Below are 19,195 nucleotides of genomic sequence, written 5' to 3' on the forward strand. Positions count from 1 at the left end.
ATCAGCCGATGGCGGCCGCCACGGGCCAGGTATGGACCGGCAGATTGCTGTGCATGTTGGTGGCGTACAGGCTGGTCAGCCGCGCCAGCGCCGCAGCGCGGTCCAGGCCGTCGGACTCCAGCCGGCGCAGGGTCTCGATCTGCCACTTGGAGCCGTTCTGTTCCGACTGCGCCCGGTCCCGCAGCACCCCGAGGTACTCCTCGATCAGGTCGGCATCCACGCCGAGGTCGGCCAGGCCCTCCGCGGCGAGCGGCAGCAGGTGGCGGATGATCAGCTCGACGACGGGCAGGTCGCCGAGGCCCGGCCAGTACACGGTGGCCTCGAGCCCGTGGCGGGCGCAGGCCAGGAAGTTGGCCTCCGCGCTCTGGAACGCGAGCCGGGACCACAGCGGCCGGTCGGCTGTCCTGAGCCGGCGCACCAGCCCGAAGAAGAACGCGGCGTTGGCCACGGTGTCCAGCACGGTCGGGCCGGCCGGCAGCAGCCGGTTCTCGAGCCGCAGGTGCGGCTGGTCCCCGCCCGGGTCGTAGATGGGGCGGTTCCAGCGGTACACCGTGCCGTTGTGCAGCCGCAGCTCCGGCAGCAGCGGCGCCCCGCCGCGGGCCTGGCGGCCGGTGGCGCGGGAAAGCTCGGGGAGCAGCGACGGGAAGTACCGCACGTTCTCCTCGAACAGGTCGAAGATCGAGGTGATCCACCGTTCCCCGAACCACACGCGCGGCCGCACGCCCTGGTTGCGCATTTCGGGCGGCCGGGTGTCGATGGCCTGCTTGAACACCTCGATCCGCGTCTCGTGCCAGAGCAGCTTCTCCATGAAGATCGGCGAATTCGCGGCCAGCGCGACCTGCGGCCCGGCGATGACCTGCGCCGCGTTCCAGACCGGGGCGAATTCCGCCGGCTCGAGCTGGACATGCAGCTGAACGCTGGTGCAGGCCGCCTCCGGCGCGATGTTCTTCGCGTAGAAGGACACCGACTCCAGGCCGCGCAGGTCCATCAGCACGTCCTCGCCGCGGGCCTGCAGCACGGAGGTGTTCAGGGCCGCATACCGTTTCCCCGGGCTGAGCCAGGACATGTCCTCCACCAGGTCCTGCTTCAGGGTGGGCAGGATGCCGATCATCAGGATCTGCGCGCGGACCGCCGCGGCCCGTTCCTCGGCACGGTTCAGCCGCCGGCGCAGGCCGTCTTCGAGGTCCTTGAGCCCCCGGCCGGACACGGAGAGCGCCGGGTGGTTCATTTCGATGTTGAACGCGCCGATTTCGGTCTGGAATGACGGGTCGGCGATCGCCTCGAGCACGTCGGAATTGCGCAGGGCGGGGGAGCAGTCCGCGTTGGTCAGGTTCAGTTCCAGCTCCAGGCCGATCGTGCCGGAGTGCGCGAACTCGCCTGTGGAGAGGTAGTCGGCGAAGGTTTCCAGGTTTTCGAGCAGCCGCTCGCGGTAGCGGGTCCGTTGTTCGCGGGTGAAGGTCTTGGTCTTGACTTCTGCGCCCATGGTTGAAGGTAATCACTGCGTCCGGCCCTTGTACAGCACAGGCGGCATCAGGGCGCTTACGACGACGGGGCGCGCCTTCCGTGCGGAAGGGGCGCCCCGTCGTCATTAGTGGTTCGATACGCGGAGTGGCCGGGTCAGGCGTCGGCCGGCTTCTGCTCCGCGCCGCCGGCTTCCACCGCACGGTCGGCCGGCGCGCTGACCACCTCGATCTTGCGCGGCTTGGCGCGTTCGCTGACCGGGATAGTCACGGAGAGCACGCCGTTCTCGTAGTGTGCGGTGATCGCGTCGATGTCGATCCCCTGGCCGAGGTTCAACTGCCGGAGGAAGGACCCGCCCTCGCGCTCCCTGGCCAGCCACTTGACGCCGCTTTCGGGGCCCCGCAGGGTCCGCTCGGCGCGGATGGTCAGCAGCTGTCCGTCGACGTCAATGTCGACCGAGCCCGGATCGATGCCGGGCAGGTCCGCGTTCAGGACATAGTGGTCCCCGTCGCGGTACAGATCCATCGGCATCAGGCGCAGGCCCGAGCGGTTTTCGAAGAGGGCACCGGCCACGCGGTCGATTTCGCGGAACGGGTCGAATCGAGCAGCCATCACTATCAACTCCTGTAGTCCGTTGTCCTTGCTGGTTCTTCCATAAGGATAGTTGAGCGTCTCTCGCTCAACTACAGTTTCAAGTTAGCACTCGGCGCCGAGAGTGCCAAGAGCCCGGGTGATTGCCCAGAGCGAACACGGGGACGACTGAAAGGGTGCCGCCCCTGGCCAATCGACCGCCTCCTGTAGACGGTCTCCGGCGTCGGTCGTAGCCTGTACATGGATCGTTTATCCGGCAGGACCGCGGGGGTGGTTTCCATGGGCTATGGCTCATTGGATCAGGCTCGCTGCCTCCTGCGCCGGGCCCTGCTGATCTCCGGCGCCACCGTTGGACTCGCACTGCTGGGCGTCTCCGCGGCCCAGGCCGGCGACGATGAACCCGGCGGACTCGGCAGAGCGATCTCGACCGTTACTCAAGCGGCAGAAGCGCCCGTCTCCGAGGCCGCCGCGCATGCCGCGGACCGGGTTGGCGGTGCGGCGTCGCCGGTGGCGGAGACGGCCGCGACCGCAGCCGGGGACGCCCAGCCTCTGCTGGAGACAGCAACGAAACCTGCCCCGCCCGCCGCGGCAGGCGTGTTCGAGACCGTTGGCCAGGTGGCTCAACCCGTCACCGCCACGGCCCTGGAGCCGGTGGGCAAGGTGGCTCAACCCATCGTCGTGACGGTCGCCGAGCCGGTTGAAGCGGTCTCCCAATCCGTGTTCCACGCAGTCCGCCCCGTAACGGAGGCCGCCACGCCAGCGGTTTCCGACGTGGCGGATCCCGTTCTTGTAGCAGCCCGGCCCATCCTTGAGCCTGCCGGCCGCACCGTTGACGCGGTGGTCGAGCAGGTCGGCCGCTCAGTCACCCCGGTCGAAGAACCCCGTGAAGAGGTAACCGGGGGAGCGGTCTCCGCTCCTTCGACGGACGGCCCCGAACGGCAGCACGTCGAGCCGGCCGACGCAGCTCCTTCCGAGGGGTCGACGGATTCCACTGACTCCAGCGGCACGGCCGCGCCGGCATCGGGGGAAGGGGCGCCTGAAGCGCCTGTCCCCGCGTCATCTAACGACGCCGGGCCCGGCCTCGTGGGGTCCGCCGCCTCCATCTTTCAGGGCGGACGTGCGACGCATGATGCCGCCGCGAGCACCAGAGCCCTGCCGCCCGCGGAGTCCCGGGGCCCGGCCCACCCGGCGCAGCCCGCCCTGGCCGCCGTCGGCCCTTCCGGCGCCCTCACCGGAGCGGGGCAATCGCCTGGGGCTGCGCCTGCCGATATTGAGCCCGGCAGCGGGCCGGATCCCCGGCTGTGCGCGCACATCCTGCCGCTTGATGGCTGGATCCTGCCATCCTCTCCTTCGCAAAGTCCTGGTTCTTCGCCCGATTGATTCCGTCCCTGCCGCTGCCACTCATGCGGCCAACGGACCCGCTGGCTGAGATAGCCGGCAAGGACTCAATCAGGAGAAGAACAATCATGCGAGCAATAATGCGGACGACGCTGTGCGGCGTCGCCTTATCCGGAGGACTGCTGGTCCTCGGAACAGCCGCGGCTTCGGCTGCCGAAACCGAATCACCGGAAGTTCTGTTCGTGACGGACGATGCAGTGTCCACCGAGGCGGACGTTGCAGTCGGCGTCGACGTCCTCTCGGAAGACGCCGTGGTCGATGCCACCGCGGATGTCGGACTCGACGCCGAGGTCCTCGGCCTTGATGCGACGGCCGACGTGCCGATCGACGTGGAGGTCCTGACCGACAGTCAGCCCGCGCCGAATCAGGAAAGGTATACGGGCGCGGAGGTCACCGCCGATGCGGACGTGACGCTGGGCGGCACGGGCGAGGCTGTTGCCGCCGAGCCGGTGTCTGACGTAGCCGCCGATATGGCGGCGGATGCGGACGTGACGCTGGGCGGCGCGGGTGAGGCTGTGGCTGCAGAGCCCGTTGCCCACGCCGCTGCCGATGTGCTGGCGGATGCGGACGTGACGCTGGGCGGCACGGGCGAGGCTGTGGCTGCAGAGCCCGTTGCCCACGCCGCTGCCGATGTGCTGGCGGATGTAGGCCTCGATGCCGGCGACTCTTCATCTGGCGACGGGAAAGGTCTCACGGCCGACGTTTGCCTTGACGGAGCCCTGGCACTCGGTGGATCGGCTACATCGTCCGGATGCGGCGGGACCGCGGCCGATGAGGATATAGCCGGTGACGGTGCAGGTCCGACCGGAGGCGACAGCGGAACCGGCGCTGGCGGGGAAGCGCCGGCTGGCGGGGAGGGCACTGCCGGCGAAGCAGGCGGCGCTGCCCCCGAGGGCGCAGACAGTGACGTTGACCGCGAAGCGACGATGGGTATCAGCGCCGTAGCCGAAGACGCGGGTGATGCATCCGCCGGCGCGGGCGTTGCACCAGGCACTGTGACTGTTAGTCGTGGCGCTGCGCCCGGTGTTGCCATTGCTTCGGCCGACCGCTGGCTGGTGGCCGCAGATGCTGGTCCGGGAGCGGACGGGGCCGCCCAAGGTGGAAACATGCTGGCGGAAACGGGTTGGTGGGCCGGGAACATCCTGTGGTCCGGGCTGCTGTTGATCGTGGCCGGGGCGGCGGTATCCGTGTCCCGGGTTCGGACCCGAAGGTTGCCGATCCTGTGACCGCGCGATAGCTGGCCGCGCGGCCCTGCGCCCGGGCCTGCTCCCGGGGACGGCGGGGCCGCGCGGCCTTTCGGGGGCGGCAGGCCGCGCGGCCGGCCTGCTCAGCTGGGCCGCCCCGTAATCTCCGTCAGCTTGCCGCCGGCGAGCCGGAACTGGCGGTCGGTCCGGGCGGCCAGGGTGTTGTCGTGGGTGACCACGATGACGGTCGTGTTCCTGCGCCGGGCCAGGTCCTTGAGCAGCGACACAATCCTGTCGCCTGTCTGTTCGTCAAGGTTGCCCGTCGGCTCGTCGGCCAGGATCAGCTTGGGTGCATTGGCCATGGCCCGGGCGATTGCCACACGCTGCTGCATTCCGCCCGAGAGCCGGTTCGCCTTGCGGTCGTGGACGTCCTCGGGGAGTTCGACGGCGGTCAGCAGCTCCGCGGCGCGGGCGAGGCGGAGGGCCTTGGGAACCTTGGCGAACTCCATCGGCAGCATGACATTTTCCTTGGCCGTCAGGTTGGGAATGAGGTTGTACTGCTGAAACACGAATCCGATGTCGTTCCGCCGGTAGGCGGTCAGTTTCTGCTCGGCCAAGATGCTGATGTTGATGTTGTCGACGAGGACGTCGCCGCTGGTGGCCTTGTCCAATGCGCCGAGCAGCGAGAGCAGGGTCGACTTGCCGCTGCCGCTCTTGCCGAGGATGGCGGCGAACGTGCCCTGCAGGAGATGCAGCGATACCCCTTGGACCGGCGTAATCACGTCGCCGCCGGCGCGGAATTCCTTGACGACATTGCGAACTTCAAGCATTTTCATTCTCCCCGCAAGACTTCGATGGGACGGATTTTGGCGGTAAGCAGCGCGGGCACCAGGGCGCCGAGCGCCGCGATGGCAAACACGGCCAGTAGCCCTAGGGCCACGGTCTCCGTGCCGATGTTGGCCGTGACCTGGCCTACGAGATCGGCTCCACGGGCAAACGGAGCGCTGGCCATCGGTCCGTCTCCGGATGGGGCCGCGGCGGCGATGTCCGGCTGTCCGGGGGGAGCCCCCTGCGCCCCGCCGGGAGCCGCCGGACCGCCCCGTCCTGCTGCCGCCGTCGTCGTGGATGTTGAAGAAGAGACGAGGGTCCCGGCAATGCTCCCGCTGGCGGCGACCGCCACGCCGGTGCCAAGGACTGCGGCGACGGCAACAAGGACGAGGGATTCGAGGACGAACTGGGCCCCGATGGTCCGGTTGGGTGCGCCGATGGCCTTGAGCACCCCGATTTCGCGCCGGCGTTCCCGGACGATCAGGACCATGATGAGCAGAATGATGACGCCGGCGGTGACCAGGGATGCGATGAAGCCGATCAGCGAGATCTTCTGGACTCCGGCCAGCGATTCGACCGCCGCATCCAGGTTGCTCCCGCCGGATGTAACGTCGGCCCGGTCTTCGCCGAGGGCCGCCGCCAGCGCGTCCTTCGTCGCATCAACGTTGTCGATGCTGTCGACGAGGGCGGTCACCATGCTGACTTCGCCGTCCTGTCCGCTGAGCTCCTGGACGGCGGCCAGCGGGAAGTAGAGCGTGTTGTTGTCGAACTCGGTGCCCGCGTCGAAGATGCCGGTGACCGTGAACTTGCGTTCAAGGGCGGTGAACGTGTCGCCCACAGTGAGCGAGTTCTTCTCGGCGAGGTCGGCGCCGAGGACGGCCTGGGTCGATGCCGCGGAGAAGTCGGTCAGGCCTTCGCCGGCAGAGAGGTCCAGTTGGCCGCCGGCAGCGTCGGTCGCGGCGCTGACGCCGGTTGCGGTCACCGGCAGGACGAACTCGGGAACGTCGGTGCCCGTCGGCGTGCTCGGGGCTTGGCCTTGATTCATGCGGTTCCCCAAGGTGCCGGCATCGACGGCGGATTCCAGGCTCGTCGTGCCTGCAACCTGCTGCTGTCGTCCGCCGGGACCTGCGGCCGCGGCGGTGCTGTCGGCGTCCTCATTGGAGAGCCGGACGGACAACGAAGCGATGGCCTGGCTGACGTGTGCGGTCGAAGCCACGGTGGCGGCGTCGGACGCAGTGAGCGGTTCCCCGCCGCCTTGGAAGCCCCGAGCCCCGGCCGGGTTGACGGTCAGCGCGTTGCCCGTGCTGGCTTTCAGCTCGGCGATCTTGGTCGCGACGGCCTGGTTCGCGACCAGCATGGACAGCGCCAAACCGATCGCCACGGCCAACACGGCGATCACGGCGCCGCTTCGGACCTTGTTCCGGAACGCGTTGCCCGCGCTTCGGCTCACAATATTCATTTTTCCTCCACTCGGGGCGCCCCTGTTGCCGGGTGCCAGCAGAAGAAGAATGGCAAGTGCGTCTATGAAAAGCCCATGACCAGGCTAGGTGAACCTTTTGAATTCCTGTGAGCGTGCTGAACCCGCGGGAGGGATGGACGACGACCGGTGCGGCTCGGTTTTGGACGATGCACCGGGGACCGGATCTGCTAGTCGAGGACCGGCACGGCCCTGTCGTTGGCGTAGCTGACGCCGATCTGTGCCCGGACGCCGTCGAAGAGCCGCATGGTGTTGAGGGTGTCGTCCAGCGGCATCGTGGGACTCTCGGTCAGGCCCTCTTGAATGCAGCGGGTCACCTCGCGGAGCTCGTACACGTAGTTCTGGCCGATCCGGCCGAACTGTTCGGTCCGCTGGCCGCCGGAGTGCCGGTGGATGGTCAGTTCGGTGGGGTGGTGCAGGGGTGCCCCGGAGCGCAGCCACCCCGTGCTTCCGCAGACGGTGGCCGTCCGCGGGGAGGAGGCCAACAACGACGACGTCAATTGGGCCTGGGCACCCGATGCGTACGTGAGCGTCAGGGCGTTCTGGGCGTCCACGCCGTCGTCGTTGAGATGGCCGTTGGCCAGGACCGTCCGCGGGAAGCCAAAGATGCCGAGTGCCCAGGTCAGGGGGTAGACGGTCAGGTCCAGCAACGCTCCGCCGCCGGCCCCGGGGTTCCACAGCCGGGAGGCCGCGTCGTAGGGAGCGGGGAAGCCGAGGTCAGCCTGCAGCCACTGGAGGTCGCCGAGCTCGCCGGAGTGGGCGATGTCCCAGGCGCGGTGGATGATGGGCAGGAATCGGGTCCAGACGGCCTCCATCAGGAAGAGGTTCCTGGCGCGGGCGAGTTCGGCCAGTTCCAGGGCCTCGCGGGCATTGATGGTCAGGGACTTCTCGCACAGCACGTGCTTGCCGGCTTCCAGGGCGAGCTTGGCGATTTCGTAGTGCTGGCCGTGCGGGGTGGCGACGTAGACGACGTCGACGTCAGGGTCTGCGAAGAGCTGGTCGTAGCCCTTCCCGGCCGCGGTGTCGAAATAGGAGGCGGCGAAGCCGAGCCGGTCGGCGAAGGCGCGGGCGTTGGCCTCGACCCGCGAGCTGACAGCCTGCAGGACTGCATCGTCGAGCAGGGCCAGATCCCCGCTGACCTTGCCGGCGATCCTGCCCGTGGAGACGACGCCCCAGCGCAGCGGTCGGCCGGTGGCCTGCAGCGGACTGGGCGCCCCCGGTTCGGCGCAGGGCGGGGTGATGATCCGCTGGGGCATAGTCATGCGCACCATCATTCCTGCTCAGCGCGGCATCGTCCATTGTGCGTGTGCCCTATCCCGGGGGAGCAACCAGTGATACAAAAGTAAGTACGCTGAGGTTCCCGTCCAGCAGGAAGAGGCGCAATACCCATGGATGCTTCAACAATCATCTGGATAGTCGTGGCGGTCGTGGTGGTGCTCGTCATCATCGGCTTGATCGCCTATTTTGCGAACAAGCGGAATAAGGCCAAGGTCCTGGAGCGGCAGGAAGCTGACCGCCGCAAGGCAGCGGAGCTGCGCCAGGCGGCACAGGCGACGGAGCTGGGGGCGCGTGAGCGCGAAGCCCAGGCCCAGCGTGTCAAGGTGGACGCCGAGCAGGCTGATATCGAGGCCGAGCGCGCCCGCATGGAGGCGGAGCGGATGCGCAGGGAAGCCGAGGCTCGGGCCGAGGACGCCAAGGGCATCCGCGAGCAGGCCCAGGGCAGGCTGCGCGAAGCCGACGAACTGGACCCGGACGTCAATACCGACAAGCGGGACCGCGGGGACCGGACCGCCGGCGCTGCCGGCTACGACCGCGGCACCGATCGTGACACTGGTAGCGGGGCGGACCGTGCACAGGGCCCCGGCTACGATGCAGACCGCGGCGCTGACCGTGAACAGGGCCCCGGCTATGATGCCGACCGCGGCGATGAGGGCCGGCACGTTGCGCGCGACGGCGACCCCGGCGACCAGCGCCCGCGCGAGCACTGACCGGAAGGTTTATGGGCGGCGCCGCTTTGTGTCCGGCAGGCCGTCTCGCGTCCGGCAGCCCGATTAGCGGCGCAGACGATCGGCTGCGGGGGCCCGGGCGGTCAGGAGGTGGCTTCGCGGTGGATCTTGGCCAGCTCTACGTAATGGGAAGCGTTGTCGAGGACCGACTGGTATTCGTCGTCGTTCAGTTCCCGGCGTACTTTGGCCGGGACTCCGGCCACCAGCGAACGCGGCGGAATCTGCGTCCCCTCGAGCACCACGGCCCCGGCCGCCACCAGGGAGCCCTCGCCCACGACGGCGCCGTTCATGATGGTGGCGCTCATGCCGATCAGGGAATTGTCCCCGACGGTGCAGCCATGGACCACGGCAGAGTGGCCGATGCTGACTCCCGCGCCGACGGTGCAGGGGAACCCCGCATCCGCGTGCAGCACGACGTTGTCCTGCAGGTTGGTGCCCTCGCCAACGCGGATCGGGGCAGAGTCGCCGCGGACGGATACGCCGTAGAACGCGCTGGCACCGGCGGCCAGTTCCACGTCGCCGCTCAGGACGGCGGTGGGGGCGAGGAAAACGGACGGGTCTGCGGCCGGGGTCTGCCCGGCAATGGTGATGATGTGAGCCATGGCACCACCCTACTGGCTTTCGAAGCGGTGCCCGGTCAGAACTTCGCGAGGATGAAGTACTGGAAGTGGCCGGGCTGGCCGGGAGACTCCCAGGTGGTGAAATCCTTGACGCTGCCGTGCGGCTCGAAGAGGCTCAGTACCGTTTCGTCGGAGCGGAGGCTGGAGAAGAGGCGGGTGGCGTAGCCGTCCACCAGGTCCAGCCGTTCCTCGTCCTCGCCGGACCGGAGCCCCACCGCGAGCGGCGCTCCGGGTTTGAGCACGCGCAGGGACTCGTCCAGTACTCCGTAGAGCTCGGTGTTCGAGACGTGGGTCAGCGTGCCCATGCACCAGGCGGCATCGAAAGTCCGGTCGGCGAAGGGCAGCGAATGCGGGACCGCGACCGATGCTTCCAGGTGCCTGGCACGGGCGGCCCGGACGTTGGCCTCGGAGCTGTCGACCCCCGTGTAGTTGATGCCGGCGGCCTTGAACGCCAGACCGTCTTCGCCGGTGCCGCAGCCGATCTCGAGCACTTGGTGCCGGCGCTCGCTGGCCAGCTGCCGGATGAACTCGTCCCGCTTGGCATCGCGGTACGGATCCCGATCCGGCTCGTTTCCCGGGTTGCCCATGGTCCGACCCTACGCGGAGTCCGCGCGGACCAGAAGGGCGGCCCCGGAAAAGGTGCCGGAACCCGTGCGTCCGGACTCCGCCGTCGTCAGTTGAAGATGACGGTGCGGTGGCCGTCCAGCAGCACGCGGTGCTCGGCATGCCACTGCACCGCCTGCGCAAGCGTGCGCGCCTCGACCGCTTCGCCCATGGTGACGAGCTGCCGGGCCGACCGGGAGTGGTCCACGCGGATGACTTCCTGCTCGATGATCGGTCCCTCGTCCAGGTCCGCCGTCACGTAGTGCGCGGTGGCGCCGATCAGCTTCACGCCGCGGTCGTGGGCCTGGTGGTAGGGCCGGGCGCCCTTGAAGGACGGCAGGAAGGAGTGGTGGATGTTGATGGCCTTGCCCTCGAGCTTGCGGCAGAGGTCGTTGCTGAGCACCTGCATGTAGCGCGCCAGGACCACCAGGTCGACGTCGTGCTCCGCGACGAGGTCCAGCAGGTCCTGCTCCGCGCGGGCCTTGGTCGCCGGCGTCACGGGGATGTGGTGGAACGGGATGCCGTAGAACTCCGCCAGGCCCGCCAGCTCCGTGTGGTTGGAGACGATTGCCGGGATCTCGATGGGCAGCGTGCCGGAGCGCTGGCGGAACAGCAGGTCGTTGAGGCAGTGGCCGGACTTCGACGCCATCACGAGCGTGCGCATCCTGGCGCCCTCGGGGTCCAGGCTCCAGTCCATGCCGTAGGACTCGGCGACGGGGGCCAGCCGGCCTTCGAGTTCCGTCCGCGTCCGGTCCGAAGCTACCGCGACGCGCATGAAGAACCGGCCGGAGGCGGGGCTGCCGTACTGCTGCGAATCCACGATGTTGCAGCCGGCCTGCACGAGCGCTCCCGACACGGCATGGACAATACCGGGCTGGTCGGCGCAGGAGAGGGTCAGGTTGTAGGCAATCCGGGTATCCGTGGCGGCGTCAGTCACGCAGACAAGGTTACCCTGCGGCCGGCGTCCGCCTTCAGCCTGCGCAATGCCGCAGCGGCACCGGCACGGCCGGCCCGGGTCGCCCCCACCGTGGACGCGGACGAGCCGTAACCGACCAGGAACAGCCGGGGTTCGCGCACCACGGACACGGCGTCCGGGGCCATCAGGATGCCGCCGCCGGGTTCGCGCAGCTGCAGCGGGGCCAAATGGTCCAGCGAGGCGCGGAAGCCGGTGGCCCACAGGATCACGTCCACCTGTTCGCGCGTACCGTCCGCGAACACCACGGCGTCCTCGGTGATCCGGTCCAGCTTGCCGCGGGAGACCAGCACGCCGGCGTCGATGCCGGCACGGTATGTCTCGTTCAGCGGCAGCCCGGTGGCGGCCACGACGCTCAGCGGCGGCAGCCCGGCGCGGGTGCGTTCATTGACGCGGCGCTCCACGTCGACGCCCCATCCGGCGTCGAACGGGGTGGTGGTGAAGTCAGGTGCGCGGCGGGTGGACCAGAACGTTGCCGCCCCCGCGGCGTCCAGCTGGAGCAGGAACTGCAGCGCCGAGGTGCCGCCCCCGACCACCAGCACGCGCTGGCCGCGGAATTCCTCGGCCGACCGGAAGTCATGCGTGTGCAGCTGGCGGCCGGCGAAGTTCCCGCGGCCCGGGTAGTACGGCCAGTAGGGGCGGTCCCAGGTGCCGGTGCCGCTGACCACGGTGCGGGTCCGCCAGGTCTCCCCGGAGGCGGCGGTCACCGTGAGTAGTCCGTCCGGCCCGTCTTCGATCCGCGCCACCCGGACCGGCCGGTGCACCGGAAGGCCGTACTGCTGCTCGTAAGTTCCGTAGTAGCGGCTGACGACGGCGGAGGCCGGCTCCTGCGGGTCCGGAACTCCGAGCGGCAGTCCGGGGAGGTCGTGGAGCCCGTGCGCGGCATCGAAGGTGAGGGAGGGCCAGCGGTGGCGCCAGGCGCCGCCGGGTCCTTCGTTGGCGTCGAGCACCACGAAGTCCTGTTCCGGCCGGAGTCCGCGCTGCTGCAGGTAGTAGGCGGCGCTCAGGCCCGCCTGGCCGGCGCCAACGACGACGACGTCGAGCGGTTCCGCGTGTGGCTCCACGTGCGTCTTTGCCGCGGAGGCTGCGGCTGCTGTTGTCGCCGATTCCATTCGGTCCGCCTTCCTCGCTCGATGTTGAAATGTCAACTAATTCGTCCAACGACGCGGTCCGGTCCGATATTCCGGTTGATGCGATCCCCCAAAAAGAGTCATTGATTCTTTACTTGATGTCAGCTATTTTTTACATCAACGGCGAGCTGGGGGAGCACGACATGGGTTCGGAAGAGCGAAGCGCGTGGGTCATGCTGATCGTCACGCTGGCGTCCTATGGAATCTACCTCTGGGTGGTTCTGGGGCAGGGGGCGTCGATGCCGTTGGCCGAGGTGCCTTATGCCGCGGCCATGCTGTGGAGCATCGGCGGGGCGATCATCGGAGGCATCGTGCTGAACATGCTCGGCGGAATGCTGCTGATGCAGGGCGCGCCGCGGAAGGATCAGCGGGACCGGGAAATCTACAGATTCGGCGAGTACGTCGGCCAGTCCTTCCTGGTCATCGGCGGCGTGGGCGTCCTGGTCATGGCGATGGCGCAAGTGCCGCACTTCTGGATCGCCAACACCGTTTATCTAGCATTCGGTCTCTCCGCAGTCTTGGCCTCCGTGGCCAAGCTGGTCGCCTACCGCAGGGGCCTGCCCGAGTGGTGAAGCCGACGAAGGTCAGGAACGAAATCCGGCGGCTGCGGTTCGCCAGCGGCGAGATGACCCAGGCGGAGCTCGCGGAGCGGATCGGCGTGACCCGCCAGACCGTGATCGCCATCGAACAGGGCCGCTATTCGCCGTCGCTCGAGATGGCCTTCCAGATAGCGCGGGTCTTTGGAGTCCCGCTCGACGATGTATTCCAGTATCCGGTCCATTAGGGGGAGACACCATGAAAGCGATCGTGCAAGATGCCTACGGCGAGTCCGAGGTGCTGCGGGTGGAAGAGGTCGGCAGGCCGGAACTGGGGGACAACGACGTCCTGGTCCAGGTTCGTGCAGCCGGAGTCGACGCCGGGGTCTGGCACCTCATGGCCGGCCGGCCCTACCTGTTGCGGCTGTTCGGCTTCGGGCTGCGGAGTCCAAGGCTGCGGATCCGCGGCCGGGATGTGGCGGGCATTGTGGCCGAGGTGGGCCGCAGCGTCACGCGGTTCAGCCCCGGAGACGAAGTCTTCGGCACCTCGCTGACCGGGACCTACGCCGAGTTCACGAGCACGGGCGAGGACCGGCTCGAGCACAAACCCGTGAACCTCGGCTTCGCGGAGGCTGCCGCAGTGCCTGTGTCCGGCTGCGCCGCCCTGCACGGACTCCGCGACGCCGGGCGGCTGCGGCCGGGCCAGAGCGTGCTCATCATCGGCGCCGGCGGGGGCGTGGGCACCTTCGCGGTCCAGCTGGCCAAGGCCTGGGGCGCCGATGTCACGGCAGTGTGCAGCGGGTCCAAGGCGGAGCTGGTCCGCGCTCTCGGGGCAGGCCGCGTCATCGATTACTCGCGCGAGGACTTCGCCGACGGCACGGGGCGGTACGACCTCATCCTGGACATCGCGGGCAACAACCCGCTGCGCCGGCTCGGCCGCGCGCTGGCGCCCGGAGGAACGCTCGTCATTGCCGGTGGCGAAGGTGGCGGACGCATTTTCGGCGGGGTCGACCGGCAGCTGCGGGCGCTGCTGCTCTCGCCGTTCTCCCGCCGCAAGCTGCGCATCCTCATGTCGTCAGAGGGCAGGCAGGACCTGACGGACTTGAAAGACCTGATCGAATCCGGCAAGCTGGCGCCCGCCGTGGACCGGGTGTATCCGCTGGGCGAGGCCCCGGCCGCCATCCGCCGGCTTCGTGCCGGGCACGTGCAGGGCAAGGCGGTCATCGCGGTAGGATGAGAACGCCGCGACTGGCGTTAGATGGGGCACCATCAGGAAGCGGCGGCCGGCGGGCACCCGCCCACCGGCAGCGCAGACCACGGATCGCACGCCTGGGCCGAGGGTCATGTCCAACCGGTCATGATTGCGCGCCCGTGACACGGATCATGCGGCGGCGCAGGCACAACCGGTAGCCTGACCTGTAGCACACCTGCTTCCATTCCCAGGAGAAACCGTGACGTCTTCCACCCTGCCAGTCACTGATCTGCCCTTAGCCGAGGTAGACCCCGAAATTGCCGCCGTCCTCGATGCCGAGCTCGGCCGCCAGCGCGACACGCTGGAAATGATCGCCTCGGAGAACTTCGCGCCGCGTTCGGTGCTGGAGGTCCAGGGATCGGTGCTGACCAACAAGTACGCCGAAGGGTACCCGGGACGCCGCTACTACGGCGGCTGCGAGCATGTCGACGTGGCGGAGAACCTGGCGATCGAGCGGGTCAAGGCCCTCTTCGGCGCCGAATTCGCCAACGTGCAGCCGCACGCCGGCGCGCAGGCCAACGCCGCCGCGCTGGCCGCGATGATCAACCCGGGCGACAAGATCATGGGGCTGTCCCTGGCCCACGGCGGGCACCTGACGCACGGCATGAAGCTCAATTTCTCAGGCAAGCTGTACCACGTTGCCGCCTACGAGGTGGACCCGCAGACCTTCCGCGTGGACATGGACAAGGTCCGCGAGCAGGCGCTGGCCGAGCGGCCCAACGTGATCATCGCCGGCTGGTCCGCCTACCCGCGCCAGCTGGACTTCGAGGCCTTCCGCTCGATCGCGGACGAGGTTGGCGCCTACTTCTGGACCGACATGGCGCACTTCGCCGGCCTGGTGGCCGCCGGCCTGCACCCGAGCCCGGTGCCGCACTCCGACGTCGTTACCTCCACAGTGCACAAGACCCTCGCCGGCCCGCGCTCGGGCGTGATCCTCGGCAAGCAGGAGATGGCCAAGAAGATCAACTCCAACGTGTTCCCGGGACAGCAGGGCGGACCGCTGATGCACATCATCGCGGCCAAGGCCGTGGCCTTCAAGATCGCCGGCAGCCAGGAGTTCAAGCAGCGGCAGGAGCGGGTGCTGGAAGGCGCCCGGATCCTGGCCGACCGGCTGACCGCGCCGGACGTTGCCGAGGCGGGCGTCTCCGTACTGACCGGCGGCACGGACGTGCACCTGGTGCTGGTGGACCTGCGCAACTCGCAGCTGGACGGCAAGCAGGCAGAAGACCTGCTGCATTCCGTGGGGATCACGGTGAACCGCAATGCGGTGCCGTTCGACCCGCGGCCGCCGATGGTCACGTCCGGCCTGCGGATCGGCACGCCCGCGCTGGCGACCCGTGGTTTCGGCGCGACCGAGTTCACCGAGGTGGCCGACATCATCGCCGCCGCGCTGAAGGGCGGCGCCGATGTCGAAGAACTGCGCAACCGCGTAACCAAACTGACGCAAGAGTTCCCGCTTTACCCGGGACATGAGGAGTGGTGATGAACCTGTACACAACCCCGCAGCCGGCCCGGATCCTGGACGGCAAGGCGACCGCCGCGACGATCAAGTCCGAGCTCGCCGAGCGCGTGGCGGCGCTGAAGGCCAAGGGCATCACGCCCGGGCTTGGCACTGTGTTGGTCGGCGAGGACCCGGGCAGTAAGTGGTACGTCGGCGGCAAGCACAAGGACTGCGCAGAGGTCGGCATCGAGTCCATCCGCAGGGACCTGCCCGAAGACATCTCCCAGGCAGACCTGGAGGCAGTGCTCGATGAGCTGAACAACGATCCGGCCTGCACCGGCTACATCGTCCAGCTGCCGCTGCCCAAGCACATCGACACCCATGCCATCCTGGAGCGGATCGACCCGTCCAAGGACGCGGACGGGCTGCACCCGACGAACCTTGGCCGGCTCGTTCTGAACGTCAGCGAGCCGCTCGATTCGCCGCTGCCCTGCACCCCGCACGGCTGCGTGGAGCTGATGCTGCGCCATGACATCGACCTCAAGGGCAAGAAAGTGCTGGTCGTGGGCCGCGGCGTCACCGTCGGGCGCCCGCTCGGCCTGCTGCTGACCCGCCGCTCGATCAATGCCACGGTCACGCTGGCCCACACCGGCACGGAGGACCTGGCGGCCGAGCTTGGCCAGGCCGATGTGGTCATCGCTGCGGCCGGCATGCCGCACATGATCAAGGGCGAGGACCTCAAGCCCGGCGCCATCGTGCTCGACGTCGGTGTGAGCCGCGTGGAGGACGAGGAATCCGGCAAGGCCAAGGTCACCGGCGACGTCGATCCCGAAGCCAGGGAAGTGGCGAGCTGGATTTCGCCCAACCCCGGTGGTGTCGGGCCGATGACCCGCGCCATGCTGTTGGCCAACGTCGTGGAAGCCGCCGAGCGCCAGGCCGGCTGAGCCGCCCGGAGGCCGTAGCGGGCCGCAGACAGGCAAGGGGACGCACTCCTGGAGGGGAGTGCGTCCCCTTGCCTGTCTGCGGCCGACAACACCAGTCCGCTGGGTTCATCCGCATCGGGTGATGCTTCCGTGTGCGGGCGCATGCAGTATGGGCGGGTGATCCACTCTGCCGGCCCATCCCGCCGGCCTCTCCCGGATGGAAGGAGATGATCGCATGTCGACTCCGTCATCGCAGGCGGCAGCAGCCGACGATCACGTGGCCGGATTCTTCGACGAACTCGGGCGGCGCGGCGACGAGCCGTTGCTGCGCAAGATCTCCGGGCGGGTCCGGTTCGAGCTTGCGGACGGGCCTGGCGTGGATTCCCGGCTCCTGGTGATCGACGAGGGCAAGCTCGCCCTGGAAAGCGGAGCGTCCCAGGCCGACTGCACGGTGCGCGGCGACCGTCCGGTCTTCAACGAACTCATCGCCGGCCGCATGAACTTCATGGCTGCGGTCCTGCGCGGTGCGCTGGCCTGCGACGGCGATCTCGAGTTGATGTGGGCTATCCAACGGATTTTCCCCGCCCCGCCCCGGGGCTGGGACCCGACTGCAGGCACCAGGAGTGCGTGATGAGCGACGATATGGTGAAGATCCTCAACGGCAACACTTTTGTCGTCAGCGACGCGCGGGGCGACATCGAGGCCTCGCCGTCGGACCCCACGGGACTGTTCTCGTTCGACACCCGGTTCCTGTCCAAGTGGGTGCTCACCGTCGACGCCGACCGTCTCATGTCGCTGTCGACCGACGACCTGCAGTACTTTGAGGCGCGGTTCTTCCTCGTCCCCGGGGTCGGGAGCGTCTATGTGAACGCGACGCTGTCGGTGATCCGCCAGCGTACGGTCGGCAACGGCTTCCACGAGGTGCTATCGCTCTTGAACCACGACGACGTGCCGGTCGACCTCACGGTGCGGATCGACGCCGATTCCGACTTCGCGGATCTGTTCGAGGTCAAGGACACGCTGCAGAAGCAGGGGTCCTATACGAGGCAGGCTGGCGAGGGTTCGCTGCTCCTGCTGTACCGGCGCGGCACCTACGTGCGGTCGACGGCGATCTCGTCGTCGCAGCCCTGCGCATTCGACGAGGGCGGGCTGACGTTCACGATCACTATCGACCCGCACGCGGCCTGGACGACCGAACTCGATGTCGCGATCCAAATGCTGGGACAGCAAATCGCGGAGCCCGGGCAGGAAATCGGCGGCGTAGCCCGGACGATCGAGGACCAGGTGAAGCGGCCGATTCCGGACATGGCACGGAACCTCGCCCGCTGGCTCGAGGAGGCCCCGCGGCTCGAATGTGACTGGGAAACGCTGCAGAGGACCTACCGCCGCAGCCTGGTGGATCTGGCCGCGCTCCGCTTCAGCCCGCTGACCGCCGGGGGCAACAGCCTGCCGGCTGCGGGATTGCCGTGGTTCATGACCATGTTCGGGCGCGACAGCATTTTCACGAGCCTCCAGGCTCTGCCCTTTACTGCGGGGCTGGCGGCGACGACGCTGCGCGAGCTCGGACTGCGCCAGGGTACCCGCATCGATGACTTCCGCGACGAGGATCCCGGGCGGATCCTGCATGAGATGCGCTACGGCGAGATGACCGCGTTCGAAGAGCGTCCGCATTCTCCCTACTTCGGGGCTGCCGACGCCACGCCGCTGTTCGTGGTCCTGCTGGATGAATATGAGCGGTGGACCGGAGACGCGGACCTCGTCCGCGAGCTCGAGGGCGAGGCCCGCGCCGCGCTGCACTGGATCGACGCCTACGCCGACCTCCAGGGCAACGGCTACATCTCCTACGAGCGGCGCAACGCCGAGACCGGCCTTGAAAACCAGTGCTGGAAGGATTCCTGGGACTCGATCTCCTTCCGGGACGGCACCCTGCCCGGCTTCCCGCGGGCCACCTGCGAGCTGCAGGGCTACGCGTATGACGCCAAGATGCGCGGCGCCCGCCTGGCGCGGGAAGTGTGGCACGATCCCGTGCTCGCGAGCCGGCTCGAAAAGCAAGCTGCGGACCTGAAGCAGCGTTTCAACCGCGACTTCTGGGTGGCTGACGGCGAGTACTACGCGATCGCCCTCGATCCGGACGGACGCCAGGTCGACTCGCTCACCTCCAACAACGGGCACCTCCTGTGGAGCGGCATCGTCGACGAGCCGAAGGCCAAGGCCGTCGCCGGACACTTGATGAGCGACCGGCTTTTCTCGGGCTGGGGCATTCGCACGCTTGCGGTGGGGGAGAGCCGCTACAACCCGATCGGCTACCACAACGGGACGATCTGGCCCTTCGACAACTCGTTTATCGCCTGGGGACTGCGCCGCTACGGCTTCAAGGACGAGGCTGCCGCGGTTGCGGCAGGCAACCTCGAAGCCTCCGGGTACTTTGACGGGCGGCTGCCCGAAGCCTTCGGCGGCTACCCGCGGTCGATGACGAAGTATCCGGTGCAGTACCCGACCGCCTGCAGCCCGCAGGCATGGTCCACCGGCGCGCCGCTGCTGTTCCTGCGCACCATGCTCGGCCTCGAACCGATGGGGGACCATCTGGTGGTGGATCCGGCGCTCCCGATGACAATCGGCCGGCTGGAGCTGCTGGACATCGCGGGCCGCTGGGGACGGATTGACGCCTTTGGGCGCGGCCGCGTCGACACTTCCCGGCTGTCCGGACTGGGGGTGGACGCTGACCGCTGAAGTGCCGCGCTCGCCGTCGTCGAACTCAACCTCGACAACGCA

19 protein-coding genes are annotated in these 19,195 nt (G+C 68.4%); 10 read left to right on the plus strand and 9 right to left on the minus strand.

Going from position 1 to position 19,195, the window contains the following annotated elements:
• Position 1: 1 nt before the first annotated feature.
• A complete protein-coding gene (locus WFH44_RS00475; protein WP_336710850.1) occupies positions 2–1,483 on the minus strand; it encodes a glutamate--cysteine ligase in 1,482 nt (493 codons plus the stop codon).
• Positions 1,484–1,617: 134 nt separating this feature from the next.
• On the minus strand, positions 1,618–2,073 hold the full coding sequence (locus tag WFH44_RS00480) for an Hsp20/alpha crystallin family protein (RefSeq protein ID WP_336710851.1): 456 nt from the start codon (positions 2,071–2,073) through the stop codon (positions 1,618–1,620).
• 219 nt (positions 2,074–2,292) lie between these two features.
• On the opposite strand from WFH44_RS00480, the gene WFH44_RS00485 reads away from it, so the two are divergent.
• Positions 2,293–3,432 carry a hypothetical protein gene (locus tag WFH44_RS00485; protein WP_336710853.1) on the plus strand — a complete coding sequence of 380 codons (1,140 nt, stop codon included), beginning with the start codon at positions 2,293–2,295 and terminating at the stop codon, positions 3,430–3,432.
• Between the two features lie 23 nt (positions 3,433–3,455).
• Positions 3,456–4,676, plus strand: coding sequence for a hypothetical protein (locus WFH44_RS00490; RefSeq protein ID WP_336710855.1), 1,221 nt, complete (start codon positions 3,456–3,458; stop codon positions 4,674–4,676).
• 101 nt (positions 4,677–4,777) lie between these two features.
• On the opposite strand, the gene WFH44_RS00495 is transcribed toward WFH44_RS00490, so the two are convergent.
• The 3 genes from WFH44_RS00495 to WFH44_RS00505 all read right to left on the minus strand — a co-directional run bounded on the left by WFH44_RS00495 (position 4,778) and on the right by WFH44_RS00505 (position 8,201).
• A complete protein-coding gene (locus WFH44_RS00495) occupies positions 4,778–5,464 on the minus strand; it encodes an ABC transporter ATP-binding protein (protein WP_336710856.1) in 687 nt (228 codons plus the stop codon).
• A 2-nt stretch (positions 5,465–5,466) separates the two neighbouring features.
• Complete coding sequence (locus tag WFH44_RS00500; RefSeq protein ID WP_336710858.1) at positions 5,467–6,921, minus strand: ABC transporter permease; 1,455 nt, start codon at positions 6,919–6,921, stop codon at positions 5,467–5,469.
• Between the two features lie 188 nt (positions 6,922–7,109).
• Entirely contained in the window at positions 7,110–8,201 is a 1,092-nt protein-coding gene (locus tag WFH44_RS00505) for a Gfo/Idh/MocA family protein (RefSeq protein WP_442892843.1), read from the minus strand.
• Positions 8,202–8,327: 126 nt separating this feature from the next.
• On the opposite strand from WFH44_RS00505, the gene WFH44_RS00510 reads away from it, so the two are divergent.
• Positions 8,328–8,927 (plus strand): hypothetical protein, encoded by a 600-nt coding sequence (locus WFH44_RS00510; RefSeq protein WP_336710859.1) that lies wholly within the window; start codon positions 8,328–8,330, stop codon positions 8,925–8,927.
• 101 nt (positions 8,928–9,028) lie between these two features.
• On the opposite strand, the gene WFH44_RS00515 is transcribed toward WFH44_RS00510, so the two are convergent.
• The 4 genes from WFH44_RS00515 to WFH44_RS00530 all read right to left on the minus strand — a co-directional run bounded on the left by WFH44_RS00515 (position 9,029) and on the right by WFH44_RS00530 (position 12,253).
• Positions 9,029–9,547, minus strand: a complete 519-nt coding sequence (locus WFH44_RS00515) for a gamma carbonic anhydrase family protein (RefSeq protein WP_336710860.1) — start codon at positions 9,545–9,547, stop codon at positions 9,029–9,031.
• Between the two features lie 35 nt (positions 9,548–9,582).
• Complete coding sequence (locus WFH44_RS00520) at positions 9,583–10,152, minus strand: class I SAM-dependent methyltransferase (protein WP_336710862.1); 570 nt, start codon at positions 10,150–10,152, stop codon at positions 9,583–9,585.
• A gap of 86 nt (positions 10,153–10,238) precedes the next feature.
• The gene (gene purU, locus WFH44_RS00525; RefSeq protein ID WP_336710863.1) at positions 10,239–11,105 is read right to left on the minus strand and encodes a formyltetrahydrofolate deformylase; all 867 of its coding nucleotides are present in this window, start codon (positions 11,103–11,105) and stop codon (positions 10,239–10,241) included.
• Positions 11,102–12,253 carry an FAD-dependent oxidoreductase gene (locus tag WFH44_RS00530; RefSeq protein ID WP_336710864.1) on the minus strand — a complete coding sequence of 384 codons (1,152 nt, stop codon included), beginning with the start codon at positions 12,251–12,253 and terminating at the stop codon, positions 11,102–11,104. Before WFH44_RS00530 ends, purU begins: the two co-directional genes overlap by 4 nt.
• A 116-nt stretch (positions 12,254–12,369) precedes the next feature.
• Here WFH44_RS00530 and WFH44_RS00535 point away from each other — a divergent pair, with 116 nt between their 5' ends.
• The 7 genes from WFH44_RS00535 to WFH44_RS00565 all read left to right on the plus strand — a co-directional run bounded on the left by WFH44_RS00535 (position 12,370) and on the right by WFH44_RS00565 (position 19,153).
• The gene (locus tag WFH44_RS00535) at positions 12,370–12,843 is read left to right on the plus strand and encodes a hypothetical protein (protein ID WP_336710867.1); all 474 of its coding nucleotides are present in this window, start codon (positions 12,370–12,372) and stop codon (positions 12,841–12,843) included.
• Positions 12,837–13,055, plus strand: a complete 219-nt coding sequence (locus WFH44_RS00540) for a helix-turn-helix transcriptional regulator (RefSeq protein ID WP_336710868.1) — start codon at positions 12,837–12,839, stop codon at positions 13,053–13,055. The genes WFH44_RS00535 and WFH44_RS00540 overlap by 7 nt, the downstream gene beginning before the upstream one ends.
• An 11-nt stretch (positions 13,056–13,066) precedes the next feature.
• Complete coding sequence (locus WFH44_RS00545) at positions 13,067–14,044, plus strand: NAD(P)-dependent alcohol dehydrogenase (RefSeq protein WP_336710869.1); 978 nt, start codon at positions 13,067–13,069, stop codon at positions 14,042–14,044.
• 214 nt (positions 14,045–14,258) lie between these two features.
• On the plus strand, positions 14,259–15,542 hold the full coding sequence (glyA, locus tag WFH44_RS00550; protein ID WP_336710871.1) for a serine hydroxymethyltransferase: 1,284 nt from the start codon (positions 14,259–14,261) through the stop codon (positions 15,540–15,542).
• Entirely contained in the window at positions 15,542–16,444 is a 903-nt protein-coding gene (locus tag WFH44_RS00555; RefSeq protein ID WP_336710873.1) for a bifunctional methylenetetrahydrofolate dehydrogenase/methenyltetrahydrofolate cyclohydrolase, read from the plus strand. The genes glyA and WFH44_RS00555 overlap by 1 nt, the downstream gene beginning before the upstream one ends.
• Before the next feature lie 214 nt (positions 16,445–16,658).
• A complete protein-coding gene (locus WFH44_RS00560; RefSeq protein WP_336710874.1) occupies positions 16,659–17,054 on the plus strand; it encodes an SCP2 sterol-binding domain-containing protein in 396 nt (131 codons plus the stop codon).
• A complete protein-coding gene (locus tag WFH44_RS00565) occupies positions 17,054–19,153 on the plus strand; it encodes an amylo-alpha-1,6-glucosidase (protein ID WP_336710875.1) in 2,100 nt (699 codons plus the stop codon). Before WFH44_RS00560 ends, WFH44_RS00565 begins: the two co-directional genes overlap by 1 nt.
• Positions 19,154–19,195: the final 42 nt, after the last annotated feature.

This window comes from Arthrobacter sp. USHLN218, from assembly GCF_037144715.1.
In the GTDB taxonomy this organism is placed as follows: Bacteria; Actinomycetota; Actinomycetes; order Actinomycetales; family Micrococcaceae; genus Crystallibacter.